Source organism: Faecalispora jeddahensis (assembly GCF_000577335.1).
GTDB classification, from domain to species: Bacteria; Bacillota; Clostridia; order Oscillospirales; family Acutalibacteraceae; genus Faecalispora; species Faecalispora jeddahensis.
Window position 1 is genome coordinate 98,292 of sequence record NZ_CBYL010000002.1, and the last position, 16,778, is coordinate 115,069.

Here is a 16,778-nt window from a genome sequence, read left to right on the forward strand (position 1 = left end):
TTAAAATAAGCTGCCCATTCCGACGATTGCAAAGTACGCGAACAAAATCGCCGAAACAATGCCGGTCACGGTGAGCCAGATGGGGTGGTGATACTCCTCACCCACGATGTCTTTCCGGTATGCAGCGACCAGACTGATCACCAGAGCCAGCGGCAGCACAAGCGCGTTGAGCGCGCCCGCGACGATCAGCAGTGTAGCCGGCTTGCCAAGCAGCAGCATGACCAGAGTGGCGCAGGTGATAAAAGCAATCGTCACGGCCTTATTGTGATTGGATACCGTCTTGCTCAGCGATTTGACAAAGGAAAGCGAGGTATACGACGCGCCGATAATCGAGGTGATCCCGGCGAAGAACAGCAGTAGGCCGAAAACGCGGTAGCAGATTTCTCCGCCGCCCTGCAAAAAGGCATCGGCCGCAGGGTTCGTGGGGTCGAGCGAAACGCCTTTGACTACCACACCGAAAACCAGCATAAACAGGAAGAAGCGACTGAAAGCCGCGATCCCCAGGCCGCCGCAAGCGCTCTTTACGATTCTCTTCTCGTTTTCCTTGCCCACAACGCCGCCGTCGATCAAACGGTGCGCGCCGGCAAAGGTGATATAGCCGCCCACCGTACCGCCCACCAGAGTGAGAATGGAGGGGAACAGCGCCGGGACTCCTGTGCTGGGCGCAAAGGTCTCTTTCAGCGCCATGCCCACAGGGGGCTGAACGACAATCATGACTCCTAAAATGATGAGGATCTTCAGGATGCTGAGGATCTTTGCGATATTATCCACCGCGCCCTGCGCGTTTTTCACGGAAAATACGATCACCGCGATGACGCCTGCCGTAACATACCCGGCCCGCAGATCGAGTCCCATCATGGCGTTCAGGCCGAGGGCCGCGCCGCCGACATTGCCGATGTTGAAAATCAGGCCGCCCACGAATACGAAGATGGCCAGAAAATATCCCAGGCCCGGCAGCAGCTTGTTCGCCACATCCTGCGCGCGCATATTCGCCACGCACAGAACTCGCCACACGTTGATCTGCACGATAAGGGACAGAAGCAGCGAAGCGATGATGACGAAGCCGAAGCTGCCGTGAAAATCATTGGTAAATTTTGCAGTCTGTGTCAGAAAGCCCGGCCCCATCGCCGAGGCCGCCATCAAAAATACGCCGCCGATGGCCTGACTGCGTTTGGTTTTGGTTTTGGTTTCACCGTCCATTAACAAATCCTCCTAAACCCTGTTATCATTCTGTGCAGGCCCGCAGATCGGCAATCTCAATTCCCTCTTTGGTCAGGCTCTCGCGAATATGTTTTACAAACTCAACTGCCTCGGCATTGTCGCCATGTACGCAGATCGACTGTGGTTTGAGCGAAATCTGCTCGCCGGTGATCGCCGTCACCACATTGTCCTTGGCCATGCTGATGATGCGCCGCACACACTCATCCACATCGTGGATCACCGCACCGGGGGTTCCTCTGGCGACCAGACTGCCGTCCGCATTGTAGGCGCGGTCCGCAAATACCTCGCTGGCACAGGTCAGGCCCACCTGCTGTGCGGCTTCGAGCATTTTGCTGCCGGAAAGGCCCAAAAAGATCAGCTTGGGGTCTACCTCGTAAACCGCTTCTGCCAGCGCCATTGCCAGCTTCATGTCTTTGGCGGCCATATTGTACAGCGCGCCGTGCGGCTTTACGTGGGCAAGCGGCACTCCGCTCGAAACGCAGAACGCGTTCAGCGCGCCGATCTGGTATTTCATGTAAGCCTTGGCCTCTGCGGGGGTGATGTTCATGTTGCGGCGGCCGAAGCCCATCAGGTCAGGGAAGCCGGGGTGTGCCCCGATGCTGACGCCTTTTTCTTTCGCCAGGCGCACCGTATGCTCCATCACGCAGGGGTCACCCGCATGGAAACCGCACCCGACGTTTGCGGAGGAAATATACGCGATGACCTCTTCGTCACGGCCGATGGTATAGGCGCCGAAGCTTTCTCCCAAATCGCAGTTCAAATCAATTCTGCTCATTTTTCTTGCTCCTTTTTTCAAAATTTTATGTAATTAAGACATCTGCCGCTGAAATGTTATAGCAATAAGCGTGCCAACCTGTTGTTTCGCGTATTTTTCTGTATTTTGCTGCAAATCCATTTCTTTTTTCGCATAGAAAATAAAAAAGACCGTGCGAATTCGCACGGTCGACCTGTTCAGTTTCGCACAATGTGCGATTTTGAACTATTGTTATTCATTGACTTAGAAAAATTGAATAGAAACGCAAAGATTGCTTCTCCTGCCGCAGGCAGGAGAAGCAATCAATCGTTTTTTAAAAGTGAAATGACTGCATACTCACTTCATCTGATCACGGACTTTCGGTTTCTTCCCTCACCTGCGGCAAAGGAAGAAACCGATTTTCTTTGATGCCGCTCTTTTTCGTAAATTGGCTCTATTGCTCCAGCCGGCGGCGCAGAGAAAACCGGCTGTACCCCAAAAGCTTTGCCGCCTGAGAATAATTGTCCCCAGTCAGCCGGAGCGCTTTATCGATATAGGCCATTTCGAGCCGCTCCAGCTCTTTCTGCAAATCGATCGGGCTGCTCAAATCCTGCATGGGCCAGAGCTCCCCGCTCTGCGGCACAGATACCTGTGGAGCGCCGCTTTCCTCCAGCAGCTGGCCGGTATGCTCCAGCACATCGCCGTCGCAGAACAGCACAGCGCGCTCGAGCACGTTGCGAAGCTCACGCACATTCCCTTTCCAGGAATACTCCTTGAGCTTCTGCATAAAGGCGGGCGAAATCTGCCGGATGTTTTTGCCGAGCTTCTGGTTGAAAAAATCCAGATAGTATTGGCACAGCGGCTCGATATCCTGCGGCCGCTCGCGCAGGGGCGCCAGATAAAGCTGCACGACGTTCAGCCGGAAAAACAGATCGGCCCGAAACGTTTTTTCTTCAATGGCCTGTTCCAGCGGGCGGTTTGTGGCGGCGATCACCCGCACATTTACCTCTACGTCGCTCAGCCCGCCCACCCGGCGGAATTTGCGATCCTCCAGAAAAGTGAGCAGCTTGGCCTGCATCGGGAGCGGCATATCTCCGATTTCATCCAGGAACACCGTTCCCTCGTTCGCCAGCTCAAACAGGCCTTTTTTTCGGGCCAGCGCCCCGGTAAACGCGCCCTTCTCGTGCCCGAACAGCTCGCTTTCAAACAGGCTTTCCGGCACGGCGCTACAATTGATTTTCACCAGCGGAAAATTCCGGCGCGCACTTTTCTGGTGAATCTGCGCCACCACCACACCTTTACCGCTGCCGGTTTCGCCGCGCACGAGAAGGTCTACGTTGTCTTTGGCGCTGAGCAGCTCCACCTGCCTTTTGATCTGCTGCATCTGCGGACTGACCCCGATCAGATCGGGCGGCCCGCCGGAAGAAAGCAGCTCCAGCTTGCGGCGGCTTTTCAGCTGATCGAGCGCGCGGCGGATGACGATATCTATAGCGTCGATATCAAACGGCTTCTGCACATAATCGTAGGCCCCGCGCCGAATGGCCTGCACCGCCTGCGAAATGGAGCTGTACGCCGTAATGATGATGATCTGAATATCCTCATCCAGCTTTTTGATGGTTTCGATATATTCCATACCCAGCACGTTCCCGAGCCGGTTGTCCAGCATCACTACATCGGGCTTGAACTCCTCCGCCAGCCGAAGGCCCTCCTCGATGGTCTCGGCCTCCTGCGTCAGGTACCCCAGGTCTGTCAGGCCTTCCCGCAGCGAAATGCGGATGAGGTACTCGTCATCAATAATCAGTATTTTACTTTGCATCGGTTCGTTTCCTTTCTTCCGCACTCCGCTCTAACGGCGGAAGGTGATCCTTGCTTTTGTCCCCTGCCCTGGCGCGCTCTTGATCTGAAAGGCGGCGTCATTTTGCCGCAGAAGCTGCGACACGATCGAAAGACCCATCCCTCCGTCGCGGTTTCCCTCGCCCAGGTGCTCCGCCGCTATCCCCGGCCCGTCGTCGATGATCCACAGGCAGACGCAGTCCTCCTGCACACCGGCCTTCATCAGAATCTCTCCTCCGCTTTTCATCGCCTTGATACTGTTGTTGATCAGGTTGATCAGCACCTGCTTCATGGCGCTTTTATCCGCATACAAAAGGACGTCCTTCGGCGCCTCGCACCGCAGACTGATATGGCTGTTTTCCGCGATTTTGGAATACAGCAGCAGGATTTCTTCAAACAGCTCGTCCACGGGGATCAGATCTTTTTTTAGCTCCCGTTTCCGGCTCAGGCTGCACAGATTCTCTACCAGAAGGTTGATGCGGTCCACCTCGCCGACGATGGTTTCGCATAGAACGCGGTCGTTATCCTGCGTCAAATGGCGCTCCACCACCTGCACCCCCACGCGGATTCCCGCCAGCGGATTGCGGATTTCGTGCGCAAGCTCCGCGGCCAGCTTCCCCGTATAGATCAGCTTTTCATCCTGCACCGCCTGCTCCTCCATCATTTTGCGGTAGGTGATATCGTCCACCGTGCAGAGCACACCCCAAGATTTCTGGTTTTCATCCATCAGCCGCCACACGCCGAGCTCCACATCCAGCCGATGATTTTCTTCGTCCGTCAGCTGGATCGGATCGTAAAATACTTTTTGGTTTTCGAGGCATTCCTCCAACAGGGCCGACAGCGGTTTTCCCTCATGCCGGTACTCGGTTTTGGCCAGCAGATTTTGTGCTCGACTGTTGCTCAGCAGGATATTCTGATCCTGATCGTAAGCGATGACGGCCAACGGCAGGCTTTCCACGATCGTCTGGTTCAGGTTCTTTTCCCGGCGCAGATCGGCCGTATAGCGCTGAAGATTCCGCAGCATTCCCTGGAATACGCGCGCCAGCTGGCCCAGCTCGTCGCCGCGGTTGGTAAATTCCACATCTACGTCCCACGGCTCCTGCGGCTGCTCGCTGACAGTGCGGCAGGCGTAGCTCAGCCGCCGGATGGGCGTTGAAATGTTGTCGGCAATCAAAATACTGGCCTGAAGCACCAGAATCAGCTGAGCAATGATCGCCAGAACAGTATACTTCTGCTCATGCAGCAGCTCTGTCGTGAACACCTGCTGGTCGACTGTGTACGATATCTTCCAGCCAAGCTGGTTATCACTGCTGGAATACAAAACCTCGCCCGTTCCGGCTGGGGTTCCGCCGATATAGGTGCCGTCCTGGTCTTCAATCAGGATGTGAAACTGTGGGATCTCCCTGTATTTTTCCCGCAGCTGCTGCACCTCACCCATCCGCACGGAATAATCGATATCGAATTCAATCAGGGAAATGTTGTTCTCCGCCAGATTCCGTTCTTTCGCCAGCTTTGTGCTTCGGCTCGTGTCGTACAAAATCACGCCGAACATTACGGTAGAGATGATCCCCAGCAGAAGGAACGGGATCAATATTTTTCGCTCAATATCAAAGATCGGCCTGCGGCGCATCGGCGGCTCCCTCCTTCCAGGTCAGACGGGACGTGAGGAAAAATCCCAGCGAGGACAAAATCGTTCCCGGGAACGCCGGATGAACCGGCAGAATCTGACTGTAGTACAGCGGGTAAAACACCGCGATCGCCAGGAGCCCGACCAAAAGCGCCGCCCAGGCGCCCTGACGTGTCGCCTTCGGGTATAAAAACGCGCCATAAAGGGCTGGAAAAAAGATCACGCCGAAAATCCCCCAGATGTCGCCGCCGTAAGACAGCAGGCTGGCCGGAGGGTGTGTGGAAAACAGCAGCGACAAGGTGCCGCCGATCAGCACCCCAAGGCGCGTCAGCAGAATCGTCGTGTACTCCCGCGGCGGCCTCGGGCACAGGGGACGGATCACATCGTAGGCAAACGAAGTGGAAAACAGCAGAAGCTGTGAATTTGCGACGGAAACGCACGCCCCCAGAATCGCAAACAGGAACAGTGTATTGAGGGGCGTGAACAGACGGTCGTTCAGAACGTACACCACCACGTCGTCCGCGTTCGTAACAGCGGCCAGCGACGGGAACAGCACGCGCATCCCCAGCCCGATCGTCAGAAGGGCAAAATAGAAAACAGCCAGGTAGCACAGCGCGCTGCGCACGGTGTTGCGGGCGGCACGCTTGTCCTTTGCGGAAAGCATGCGGATCATATACTGGGGATTGCTGGCCAGACCCAGCCCCCACCCAAAAAACATGGTGGTGCTCATGCGCGGGGTAAACTTCTCCCCGTCGAACAAGCGGAACAGATCGCCCGGCTGGTTGACCGAAACGCTGCCGCCGTGCGCGTAGCCGGAAACCTCCCCCGCCTTCTGGAACAACTCGGAAAAGCCCCCGGCCTGCCCCACCACCAGCAGATACACCGAAGCGGTGCCCACTGTCAGCAAAAGGATATGCGCCACATCGATCCGCGTCACCGCGCGGTACCCTCCAAAGGTGGAGTACAGGATGAACAGATAGATCATCAGCGTCGCCACGTTGTAGGGGATATTGAACAGACCGGACGCCACCAGGCCGAAACCCTTGATGTGGATAATGATATACAGCGTATAGGTCACCATCATGACCAGCGCAAATAAAATCTGAAGCCATTTGGAGCCGTATTTTTTGCCGATCAGCTCGGGAATGGTCAGCACATCGTAATCATACAGGCGGCCGCTGATCATCTGCAGCAGAAAGGCCCCGAAAAACCAGGGCACCACCGAATACAGCAGCGGAGCCAGCCCGCTTTCAAACACGTTCCCCGTAAAGCCAAGGATCGTCGCGGCGGAAATCCATGTTCCGATAAAAGTCAGTGTGCTGCGGAACAGGCTCAGCTGCCGGTTCCCCAGGTAAAAGTGCCGCAGGGTATTCTGCTGCTGCGTTCTGCTTTTCCCCACGATCAACAGAACGATGGAGTACAGGGCAAAACACCCCAGATAAAGAATCTCCTTATCAAAATTCACCGCTTTCGTCTCCTTTGCTTTTGATTGGAAGCTCTGCTGAAAGGTCCGGATTCTCAACTTAGAAATCAATAGACGCTTTTTATATTAGCATATTGTCCAAAAAAAGCAACGCAGGTCTTTTGATATTGTTCTGGAAAACAAAAGCAGTTTTGAGGTGAAACCGTTCCGCTCAGCCAATGATATAGCACCAGATCGGAATCGTCACCATAGAAAGCAGCGTGGTCAGCACAACACATTTGGTCGCAAAAGGGGCGTCGCTGTTGTACCGTGCGGCAAAAATCGCCGCCGTCGCGCCCGCGGGCATTCCCGTCATAATCACGCCGACACCGGTTGCGGTAGGGTCCAGCCCAAACAGCAAACCAAGACCAAACGCAATCAGCGGCAGAAGAATCAGGCGAAGCACGCTGAACCAGAGCGTGGTTTTGTTGACGATGGTCTTTCCATTGACATCCGCCAATATTGTACCGATGATGAACATGGTGATAGCGGAGTTGCAGTTCCCGATAGTTTGAATGGAGGAAACAAGAAGAACGGGAAGCTGAATCTGTGTCACCATCAGAAACATTCCGATATAGATCGCCACAAGGCACGGGTGCGTCAGAATATTGCGGATGACTTTTTTCGGGTCTGTGGAACCCGCGACGAAATAAGATGTTCCGGCCGACCACATGACGACCCGCATCGGAATCAGGAAAACCGACGCGTACAGCAGCCCCAGACTGCCGTAAACGCCCTCGGCGATCGGGTTCCCCAGAAAGCCGCCGTTTGAAACGATAGTGCAGTATTGCAGCACCTTTTTCTGCTGCTCGTGATAGCCATTAAACAAAAATCGATTTAAAAAAACGCACAGCAGCTGGATCAGGATACCGACAGCCAGCAGCACGCTGCACGCTTTGAGCACGGAGATGTCAAAGGCGATCAGACACGATTTGATGATATTGCAGGGGATGATGATGCTTACGCACAGGTCTGTCAGGCATTTTTTGCCGGGCTCGTCGATGATTCCGCGGCGTTTGAGCACGACGCCGGCCAGAATCATCACAAACAAGGTTCCCTGCAAATTGAACAGATCGATTACTCTCATATGTATTCACAGCCTCTCTTTCCAAAAGCGAATGAGAAAAACGCTGATTGATTCATTTGGGGAGCACAAGCTCCTGTATAGAGGAGAGCAGCCTCTTCAGGCGGTCATTTTCATTTTGCAGCTGGCGGCAGAACACATTTAACTCTTCCACCTGCCTGCGCAGCCCCTGTACCTCTGAATTTTCAGCGGGGAAGCTGAACTCTTGTTTTTTCTGTTTCGAAAAGAACCGCTTCATTCTGTAATCTCCCTTCCGATTATCTCCATTCTCTGTCCCTGTTAGAAAGATAAATTTTCAACTCTTCCGTCTGCAAGGGCAGAGGAAGAATCAGGGCTTTCAAGCGCTTTTACTGTATTATTTAAGTATAGAAGAAAAACGCCTTATTGTATAACTGTTATTTTTGATATATGATACAGTGTAAATACTGTAATTTTGAAAAGGAGGGCGGCCGTTGAACTTTTTGAGCATGACTTATTTTACAACGACAGCCAGAGAACAGAGCTTTACCAAAGCCGCCGAACAGCTGCATATCACCCAGCAGACGCTGAGCGCCCACATCGCTGCGGTGGAACGCGAGCTGGGGTGCCAGCTGTTCATTCGCCACAGCCCATTGGAGCTGACCTACGCCGGAGAAGTCTTTTTGCAGTACGCTTTGGATTTTCAGCGGAAGTACCGTTCTATGGAGCAGGAGTTCAGCGATATCTCTCACAACCAGAAAGGAGTTCTGCGCGTGGGAATCGCCTATACTCGGGGCCGCACTATTTTGCCGGAGCTGATCACCGAATACCAGAAAATTTACCCCCAGATCACCGTGCAGGTAATGGAAGCCAAAAACGACGTATTACAGCAAAACCTGCTCAAGGCCGAAATCGATCTCGCGATTGCCAACTTTCCTGATCAGATTCCGGGGGTAGAGCTGATGGATTTTTATGAGGAAGAGGTCGTCCTGCTGATTGCGGAATCGCTTCTGCGCAGGCTTTTCGGAGCGAAAACCGACGCTGCGATCCAAACAATTCAGGCCCAACAAAATCTGTCTGTTCTTTGCGACTGTCCCTTCCTGTTCAACAGCCGGGAGGACATCGCCGGAAAAATCGGCCACCATCTGATCGCGCAGGCAGATTTTATCCCCACCGTAAAGGCGCAGGCCGGGAACATCGAAACACTTCTCGATCTGTGCGTCAGAGGCGTAGGCGCCTGCTTCTGCCCTGAAAAATTAGTCCGCACCGCCCTTTCCGAAGAAGAGATTTCCGGCCTGAAAGTCTTTCACTTCAGTGAGTCCACACGGTATCAGATTCGATTCGGGTGGCTGGGGCAGGCGTACCGCTGGAGCACGATCTCAAGCTTTATAGAGCTGGCTGTCCGATTGATCCGGTAAAAGCACTGCAAACGGAACTATTTTATTTTCAGTGGCGTTTCTGTATTCAGAAAGCATTGGAAGGCGGGCCAACCGCCCCCAAAGTTGCCAAGGGGAAAGCATTTGTTTTTATTACACTCGCACAAAAAAAACCGGTTCACTTTCCAAAACGCAAATTTTGACACGAAACACCGCGGTATACAAACCGATCTACAGAATTTTACTTGTGCTATACAAGCAAAATCCAGTTTTATCTCTTCGACCTGGTGTGATAAAATGAAGACAAATACAGGGCAGTCCCTCCAATAGGAAATACAAACGGCAAGCAAAGAAGTTGGCTGAATCAGTCACTGCTTTGTTTGCCGTTTTCATTTTCGCCTGAAAACACAGGTCGGCCTTGTGTTTTTCGCAATTGCTGCCGGCAGCTGCCTCGCTTTGATATTAAAAGGTATGCGGCAACTCTTTTCCAATGGATACCAATTTTTTATTTTTCAAAAGCAAAATGGAATCATCATTTTTTGCTTTACGCCTGAAAGCGGCAGAAAGGGTTCCTTGACATCATTTCAAAAACGTAGTACCGTATTAAATAGTAAATTCATATATGATTAGAATGAATAAAGCTTTCAGGTCAAACCGACTCCAAAAATCTTTCTTTTTTCCATTTGGGACAGCTGCCGCCTCTCCTCTAAAGAAAAGCAGAACAGCAGCTTTCCGCGCAAAATTCTCATTCATTCTGGATGACAGCCCTTGTTCAGCCCGGAACCCTAATTTTCCTCCGCCATTTTTGTTTTAAGAGAAAACGCCGGAAATCACAAGCATATCACTGTGGATATCAAGGTAAAAACTGCTTGAATTCCCTGTGGTGTTTGCTAGAATGGGACTCATAAATTGGAAATTTATCCAATTTGCCAACGTTGTACAGTCTGGATCAAAAAAAGCGGCAGACAAAGGCGTTGGCTGAACCAGCGATCTCTTTGTCTGCCGCTCTGTGATTTGTCTGTTAAAAAACGTGTTGACCAAGCTTCGCTTTCGCAATGGAAATAAACTGCTGCATAGAGCGTGACACGACCGCACGGTCCAAATAGCAGATAGCCAGACTGCGGCGGGTGTCCCTTTCATTGATGGGATAAATCCCTAACGGCTCTTCTGCGGAGGACTGCCGCGTCAGGTCCTGCAGCATTCCCGTCGGCGACAGGGTAATTCCCATGCCGGCGCGGCAAAAGGCGATGGCCGTCTCCAGAAAATCTGTTTCCGTTACGATACGGGGAGTGATCTGGTGGCGGCGGAACAGCTCGTTGCAGGAATCGCGCACACTGCCCGATCGCGGAAGGATAAAGGGACACTCTTTCAGCAGCTCGATCTCCGCAGAGCGGGAAAGTGCAAGCGCAACCTCCTGCGCGTTCTCGTGGAACATGTTTTCCAGAGAAACCATTGGCGCATAAATGCTGATGGTTTCCTCCAGCACCGGCACAGCCACCGTATTGTTCGGGTATGGCGGACGGGTCATGATCATATCGACCTTGTGCTTCTGCAGCAGCTCGCTTAAATCCGAGAAATTTCTCTCGTAAAGCTCCAGCTTTACATAGGAACACTTTTTCATCAGATCCGGAAAGATTTGCGGCAGCAGGGTTCGGGCATAGGAGGACGCGATTCCGATGCGCAGGTTCTGGCATTCTCCTTCAGAGAAATTCCACATTTCCTGTTCCAGCTGGCGGTGCAGAAACAAAAGTTCATCCGTGCGCTGATACAGCTGTTCCCCGGCTGCCGTCAGCGTGAGCGGGCGTGTTCGCTCGAACAGGATGACCCCCAGATCCGCTTCCATCTGCGCAATGTGGGCACTCAGGGTCTGCTGCGAAATGTAAAGCTGCTTTGCCGCAGAAGAAAAACTGCGGGAATCGGCAACCACCATGAAATAGCGAAGCTGCAAAAAGCTGATCACAGTGCTCCCTCCCCTTTTTTGTTGTATTTTAACATAATCCCGGCACGTTTGACAACCCAAAGCCGCCGCCCGGGCTGACGGCATGAGTTATTGAATGCAGATAAAATTTTGGAGAAAGAAAGGTTGTTTGACCAATGGCTTGGACGAAACGCGATCGTTTTCGGGCTGTGATGAATGGGGAGCTGGCCGACCGTGTGCCGGTTACAGCATACCGCCACCACACAGAATTTGAACACAGCGGGCCGCGCGTAATGGCGGATAAGCTGCTCGAGTTCCAGCGGGAATATGACTGGGACGTGATGAAGATTAACCCCCGTGCCGTTTACTATTACGAGGCGTGGGGAAATGAGTATGATTATGACCACTACAACGATGTGGTTCCCACACGCACAAAAACACTGATTCACGATTACCGTGACCTGGAAAAAGTTTCGGTGCTGCCGGGGGATCAGGGAGTTTTTGCGGAACAGCTGGACATGTGCAGAATGATCGTACAAGACAGCGGCGGCGACGTTCCCATTATCCAGTCGGCGTTTACGCCGATCGGCATTCTTCTGAACCTGTGCGGCATGCGCAGCGTCGGGCGCTACCGCCCCTCCCCCAGAGAGGAAAGCCCGCTGATCGATCTGTGCGTTGACCACCCCGATGAAGTAAAGCACGCACTGAAGAACATAGCCGAAACGATGGCCGACTACTGCTCGAAGCTGCTCACCACCGGAATTGACGGTGTATTTTACGCGTGCCTCGGTATGGCGCGCAGCGGCTACTTTACATTGGAAGAGTGGAAGGAGTTTGTCGAACCATATGATCTGATGGTTCTGGAGGCCCTGAAGGGTTCTCAGGTGATCATTCACACCTGCGGCATTTACGGCAACCCCGAGCGCTTTACCTCGTGGCCGATCAACATGATCCACTGGGCCTCCAGTGCGGTCGGCTGCCCGCCCATTTGGGGAAGCAAAGCGTGGCTGAACGGAAAAATTGCGATGGGCGGCGTGGATGAGCGTCCCTTTGGCCAGAACAAGGCCGAAGAGATCGGTCGGCTTGCCCGCACTACTCTGCAGAAGATGCAGAACGAACCGTTCCTGCTGGCTCCGGACTGTTCTGTTTCTGTGCATACACAGGACGACGAGCTGCACGCATTCCGCGCCAGCGTAGAAGAATCTCTGCGCTAAGCGGCGCACAGCAAAGTAAAAGAGAGGATTGTGATTTAAGATGACCTATCTTCACGCCAGCAGAGCAATCACCGGCGACGGAAAAACCGTCCTGATCCCCGCATGGGTTGGCTTTGACGGAAAATTCATCACCTATGTGGATTCCCAAAAGCCCCTGGACGCCACACCGGAAAACACCCGGGAATTTGACGAATCCATCACCCTGACCCCTGGCCTGATGAATATACACGACCACATCAGCCGCAAATCGCTGCGCTTCCCGGCACCCGGCAAAACCTTCGGCGAATGTGCGACCAAGCTGATGAGCAATGATCTGCCCTATCTGATTCTGCACAGCTATGTCAATATGCTGAGTTACCTGAAAGACGAGGGCATCACCTATGTGCGCGACCAGGGCCTGACCGGCTACACCTGCATCAACCTGCGGCAGGCCATCGAAGAGGGGCTTGTCATGGGGCCGTATATCAGCAGCTGCGGCATGTCCATCAGCATCACCGGCGGGCACTGTTATCGCCAGAGCATAGAGTGCGACGGCCCCGACGCCGTACGCCGCGCCGTGCGCATTCAGTGCAATAAGGGCGCCGATGTCATCAAATTCATGGGCAGCGGCGGGCTGGAGCATTTTCCGCAGGAGGACCCGAGCATCCCGCAGTTCACGCTCGAAGAGCTCCGCGCCGGTACTGACGCCGCGCACGATCTGGGCCGCGACTGTGCGATTCACGCCTATTCCAACGAGGGAATCCGCCGCGCGGTGCTTGCCGGAATCGATCATATTGAGCACGGCTGCATGATGACAGAAGACCTGATCGAAGAAATGGCCAAGCGCGGCACCCACCTGAACCCAACCATGACGGGAATCCGCGGCGCAGCCAAGGCAGGCCCCAATGCAAAATACTGGGATATGCTGCAGGAGCGCGTGTTCAGCAAACAGGAACAGGGCATGCGCTGGGCAAAGGCAGCCGGCATTCTCATCGGCGCAGGCACCGATACTGCCGGAACACTCCGTGACGAGATCGCCATGATCGCAGACACGCTCGGCGAGGGCCCGGTAGAGGCGATCGGCCGCGCGACCGGCACAAACGCAATCATTGCGAAGCGCGACGACATGGGACTTTTGGAGGTCGGGCGTCTCGCGAACATCGCGGCATTCGATGGCGACCTGACGAAGAGTCTGGACGGTCTCGCCCGCGTGGTGCAGACCTGGAAGGACGGAACCCCCTGCAAATAACAGTACCATTCACAATGCCGGAGAGGATGAAGCAACAGCAATGATGCGGGAAGATCTGATCAAACGGGCCGAACAGCGGGTTGACGAGCTGGCCCCGGAAATACTCTCAGTCAGCCATACTATTTTTGAAAATCCGGAACTGGCGTTTCAGGAATTCCAGTCCGCGGAGCTTCTGGAGAACACCGTAAAGGCACATGGCTTTACGGCAGTCCGCGGAACCGGAGAGCTGCAAACGGCCATCCGCGCGGAGCACAAGCCGCGGAGCGACGCTTTGAACATTGGGTTCATCTCAGAATTCGACGCCCTGCCGAACGGCCATGCGTGCGGACACAACCTGATCGCAGCCTCCGGCGTTTGGGCGGCCATCGTATTCGACGAGCTGGTGCGCCAATGCGATCTGCCCGCCAACAGCATCTTCCTCGGCACCCCCGCGGAAGAAGGCGGGGGCGGCAAAATCAAGATGCTCGACGCCGGGATGTTCGACGGCATCGACTACGCCATGATGATCCACCCCTGCGACTCCACCATGGTGGAGGACTGGTCGCTGGCCGGGCAGACGATCACCTTCCGCTATCACGGGCGCAGCGCGCATTGTGCCGCCAGTCCGTGGCTCGGTGCAAACGCGCTGGCCGCCGCGACAGAAACGGTGAACATGGTCAACGCCTGGCGCAGCCAGTTCCGCGATTACAGCCGGGTTTTCCCCAATATTACGCACGGCGGAGAAGCCACCAATGTGATACCGGACTTTGCCGAACTAAAGTATAATGTACGCAGCGACGACGTCATGTATCATCAGAAGCTGGTCGCTATTGTGGAAAATTGCGCCGAGTGCGCCGCAAAAGCGTTTGGCGTAACGGTGGAAAGCGAAAAAACCTTTGCCTACGAGCCGGTTTGCAACGATAGAACGCTCGAAAAGCACATGGCGGCCGCATTTACGCACCTGGGCGAAACCGTCATCCCGCGCTACCGCGACCACGGAATCGGCAGTACGGATATGGGCAACGTTACCCAGCGTCTGCCGGCGATTCATGGGCATCTGTTCCTGGCAAAGGAGAACACGCACACCACCGCGTTCCGGGAGGCCGCGGGCAGCGCGCCGGGGGATACATATGTGGTCAAGGCAGTCAAGGCCATGGTGCTCACCGCGATCGGCCTGATCACCGACCAGCAGGTTCTGAACAGTATGCAGTAGTCCCGAAATATCCCCATCCATCCTGTTTGCCGACGCTGTGCGGCAGCATGTGATATGAGCAAGAAAAGAAAAAGGAGAAATGTTATGAAACGGATTTTAGCGATGCTCTTGACCTTTGCGATGCTCCTTGGTGCCACCGCTTGCGGCAGCTCTTCCGCCGCAAGCGGTGCGTCCGGCGCGGCAGCCGCATCGGAATCCAGCAAGGGAAAAACAGATCTGGTCATTGCGACGGCCGCCGAGGCGGTCACACTCGATCCCCAGGACGGCTGGGACGGCAACTCCCTGTACATTATGCGCCAGCTGTACAACGGCCTTGTCAAGCTGAACGACAAAATGGAAATCGTGGGCGATCTGGCGGAAAGCTGGGAATTCACCTCCGATACTTCGGTCACCTTCAAGCTCAAGCACGGCGTGAAGTTCCACAACGGCGATGAAATGAAGGCCAGCGACGTCGTCTACAGCATTGAGCGCGCCCAGAAGAGTGCAAAGGTAAAGACCTTTACCGCCAACATTGCCTCTGTGACAGCGGACGACGACTACACCGTCACCATCAAGACGAATATTCCCTATGCCCCGCTGATGTCCAACCTGTGTCACACCGCCAACTCTATTGTAAGCCAGAAAGCGGCGGAAGCAGCGGGCGATAAGTTTTCCGCTTCCCCGGTTGGCACCGGCCCGTTCAAGTTTGTAAAATGGGATTCCGGCGACAAGATCGTTCTGGAGAAAAACGCGGATTATTTCGCCGGAACGGTAAAGCCCACTTCTCTCACCTTTAAGCTGATGAGCGAAGGCTCGGCCCGCACCATCGCGCTGGAGACCGGCGAGGTTGACCTGAACCTGACCGTAGCGGCCTCCGATGCAAAGAGGATCAGCGAGGAAGACAGCGTAAAGCTTGTTACGAGCATGAGTCCCAAGATTGAATATGTTTCGATGAATCAGAAAGAAAAGCCTTTTGACAACGCGCTCGTCCGTCAGGCCATCAACTACGCAATCGACCGCAAATCGCTCAACACAGTCGCAACCGCCGGCTACGGCGAGGTAACCGACTCCGTAATGAACAAGCAGATCAGCGGTTACACCGACGATGTCGCCCATTATGACTACAACCCGGAAAAAGCGAAAGAGCTGCTCAAGCAGGCCGGCTACGAAAACGGCTTTGAAACCACCATCCTGGTTTCCGGCGATACCCGCAATACGGAGGCTCAGCTGATTCAGGCGAATCTGGCCGAGGTAGGAATCAACGTCACCATCAACACGGCGGAATCCACCGCGATGCTCGAGCAGATCAACAATGGCGGCTACAAGATGTTTATCATGAGCTACAATAACACCACCGGCGACCCCGACACCAGCCTGTACATGCTCTTTAATTCCAAGGTTCCCGCTTCCTCGGGCAATCGTTCGTTTACCAACATTCCCGAAGTGGATCAGAAGCTGGAGGCTGCCCGTGTGGAAACAAACGCCGACGCCAGAATGAAAATTTACGCGGAGCTGCAGAAAACACTGACCGAACAGGCCGTCTGGGTTCCCCTGTACTGCGTGCCGAACCTTGTCGGCATCCGCGGCGATCTTTCGGGTTACACTCCACATCCGCTGGGCAACGACGTGTTTGATCAGCTTTCCTATGAGTAAGGGCTTTCCCCCTGAGAAGTCCTGTTCGAAATAGCAAGAGTCCGAGTGGGGCGCTGCTGCAAGTCCTCTTGCCGGCAGCGCCTGCTTGGGAATCGGGCGCTGTGCTGTGATATAGTCAATGAACTTGAAAACCGTCTGGTTTTCAAGTTGCGGGGGAATTCCCCGCAACGCACCTTCAGGTGCTCATTGACTATGAACGGCAGCAAACCGCCAGCTATGCTGGCGCCGCACGGTTCCCCATGCGCTTCAAAACGGTCTTGTTTTGAAGTTTGTTAAGTATACAAAACCAACCCGAATCAG

13 protein-coding genes are annotated in these 16,778 nt (G+C 54.2%); 5 read left to right on the top strand and 8 right to left on the bottom strand.

All coding sequences use genetic code 11. The annotated features are described in order from the left end of the window. The 7 genes from TY09_RS01280 to TY09_RS01310 form a co-directional block, all read right to left on the bottom strand. A complete protein-coding gene (locus tag TY09_RS01280) occupies nucleotides 1-1,200 on the bottom strand; it encodes an NRAMP family divalent metal transporter (RefSeq protein WP_009062758.1) in 1,200 nt (399 codons plus the stop codon). Nucleotides 1,201-1,225: 25 nt separating this feature from the next. After that, the gene (locus TY09_RS01285) at nucleotides 1,226-1,996 is read right to left on the bottom strand and encodes a LamB/YcsF family protein (RefSeq protein WP_042430303.1); all 771 of its coding nucleotides are present in this window, start codon (nucleotides 1,994-1,996) and stop codon (nucleotides 1,226-1,228) included. Nucleotides 1,997-2,408: 412 nt separating this feature from the next. Further along, the gene (locus TY09_RS01290; RefSeq protein ID WP_009062689.1) at nucleotides 2,409-3,770 is read right to left on the bottom strand and encodes a sigma-54-dependent transcriptional regulator; all 1,362 of its coding nucleotides are present in this window, start codon (nucleotides 3,768-3,770) and stop codon (nucleotides 2,409-2,411) included. Nucleotides 3,771-3,800: 30 nt separating this feature from the next. Then, nucleotides 3,801-5,417 (bottom strand): sensor histidine kinase, encoded by a 1,617-nt coding sequence (locus TY09_RS01295; RefSeq protein WP_042430307.1) that lies wholly within the window; start codon nucleotides 5,415-5,417, stop codon nucleotides 3,801-3,803. Then, nucleotides 5,395-6,879, bottom strand: coding sequence for a sodium:solute symporter family protein (locus tag TY09_RS01300; RefSeq protein WP_042430310.1), 1,485 nt, complete (start codon nucleotides 6,877-6,879; stop codon nucleotides 5,395-5,397). The genes TY09_RS01295 and TY09_RS01300 overlap by 23 nt, the downstream gene beginning before the upstream one ends. Before the next feature lie 169 nt (nucleotides 6,880-7,048). Further along, entirely contained in the window at nucleotides 7,049-7,963 is a 915-nt protein-coding gene (locus TY09_RS01305; protein ID WP_042430313.1) for an AEC family transporter, read from the bottom strand. A 52-nt stretch (nucleotides 7,964-8,015) separates the two neighbouring features. After that, nucleotides 8,016-8,198 (bottom strand): hypothetical protein, encoded by a 183-nt coding sequence (locus TY09_RS01310; protein ID WP_009062462.1) that lies wholly within the window; start codon nucleotides 8,196-8,198, stop codon nucleotides 8,016-8,018. Between the two features lie 214 nt (nucleotides 8,199-8,412). Between TY09_RS01310 and TY09_RS01315 the strand changes: the two genes are divergently transcribed. After that, entirely contained in the window at nucleotides 8,413-9,336 is a 924-nt protein-coding gene (locus tag TY09_RS01315) for a LysR family transcriptional regulator (RefSeq protein WP_042430316.1), read from the top strand. A 979-nt stretch (nucleotides 9,337-10,315) separates the two neighbouring features. On the opposite strand, the gene TY09_RS01320 is transcribed toward TY09_RS01315, so the two are convergent. Next, nucleotides 10,316-11,254: a LysR family transcriptional regulator gene (locus TY09_RS01320; protein ID WP_042430319.1), complete on the bottom strand. Its 939-nt coding sequence runs from the start codon at nucleotides 11,252-11,254 to the stop codon at nucleotides 10,316-10,318. 134 nt (nucleotides 11,255-11,388) lie between these two features. Between TY09_RS01320 and TY09_RS01325 the strand changes: the two genes are divergently transcribed. The 4 genes from TY09_RS01325 (at nucleotide 11,389) to TY09_RS01340 (ending at nucleotide 16,478) form a co-directional block, all read left to right on the top strand. After that, nucleotides 11,389-12,426 carry a uroporphyrinogen decarboxylase family protein gene (locus tag TY09_RS01325; protein WP_042430322.1) on the top strand — a complete coding sequence of 346 codons (1,038 nt, stop codon included), beginning with the start codon at nucleotides 11,389-11,391 and terminating at the stop codon, nucleotides 12,424-12,426. 40 nt (nucleotides 12,427-12,466) lie between these two features. Beyond that, entirely contained in the window at nucleotides 12,467-13,654 is a 1,188-nt protein-coding gene (locus TY09_RS01330; protein ID WP_042430325.1) for an amidohydrolase family protein, read from the top strand. Between the two features lie 40 nt (nucleotides 13,655-13,694). Then, nucleotides 13,695-14,846, top strand: a complete 1,152-nt coding sequence (locus tag TY09_RS01335) for a M20 family metallopeptidase (protein ID WP_042430327.1) — start codon at nucleotides 13,695-13,697, stop codon at nucleotides 14,844-14,846. Between the two features lie 84 nt (nucleotides 14,847-14,930). Then, nucleotides 14,931-16,478, top strand: a complete 1,548-nt coding sequence (locus TY09_RS01340; RefSeq protein ID WP_009062656.1) for an ABC transporter substrate-binding protein — start codon at nucleotides 14,931-14,933, stop codon at nucleotides 16,476-16,478. Nucleotides 16,479-16,778: the final 300 nt, after the last annotated feature.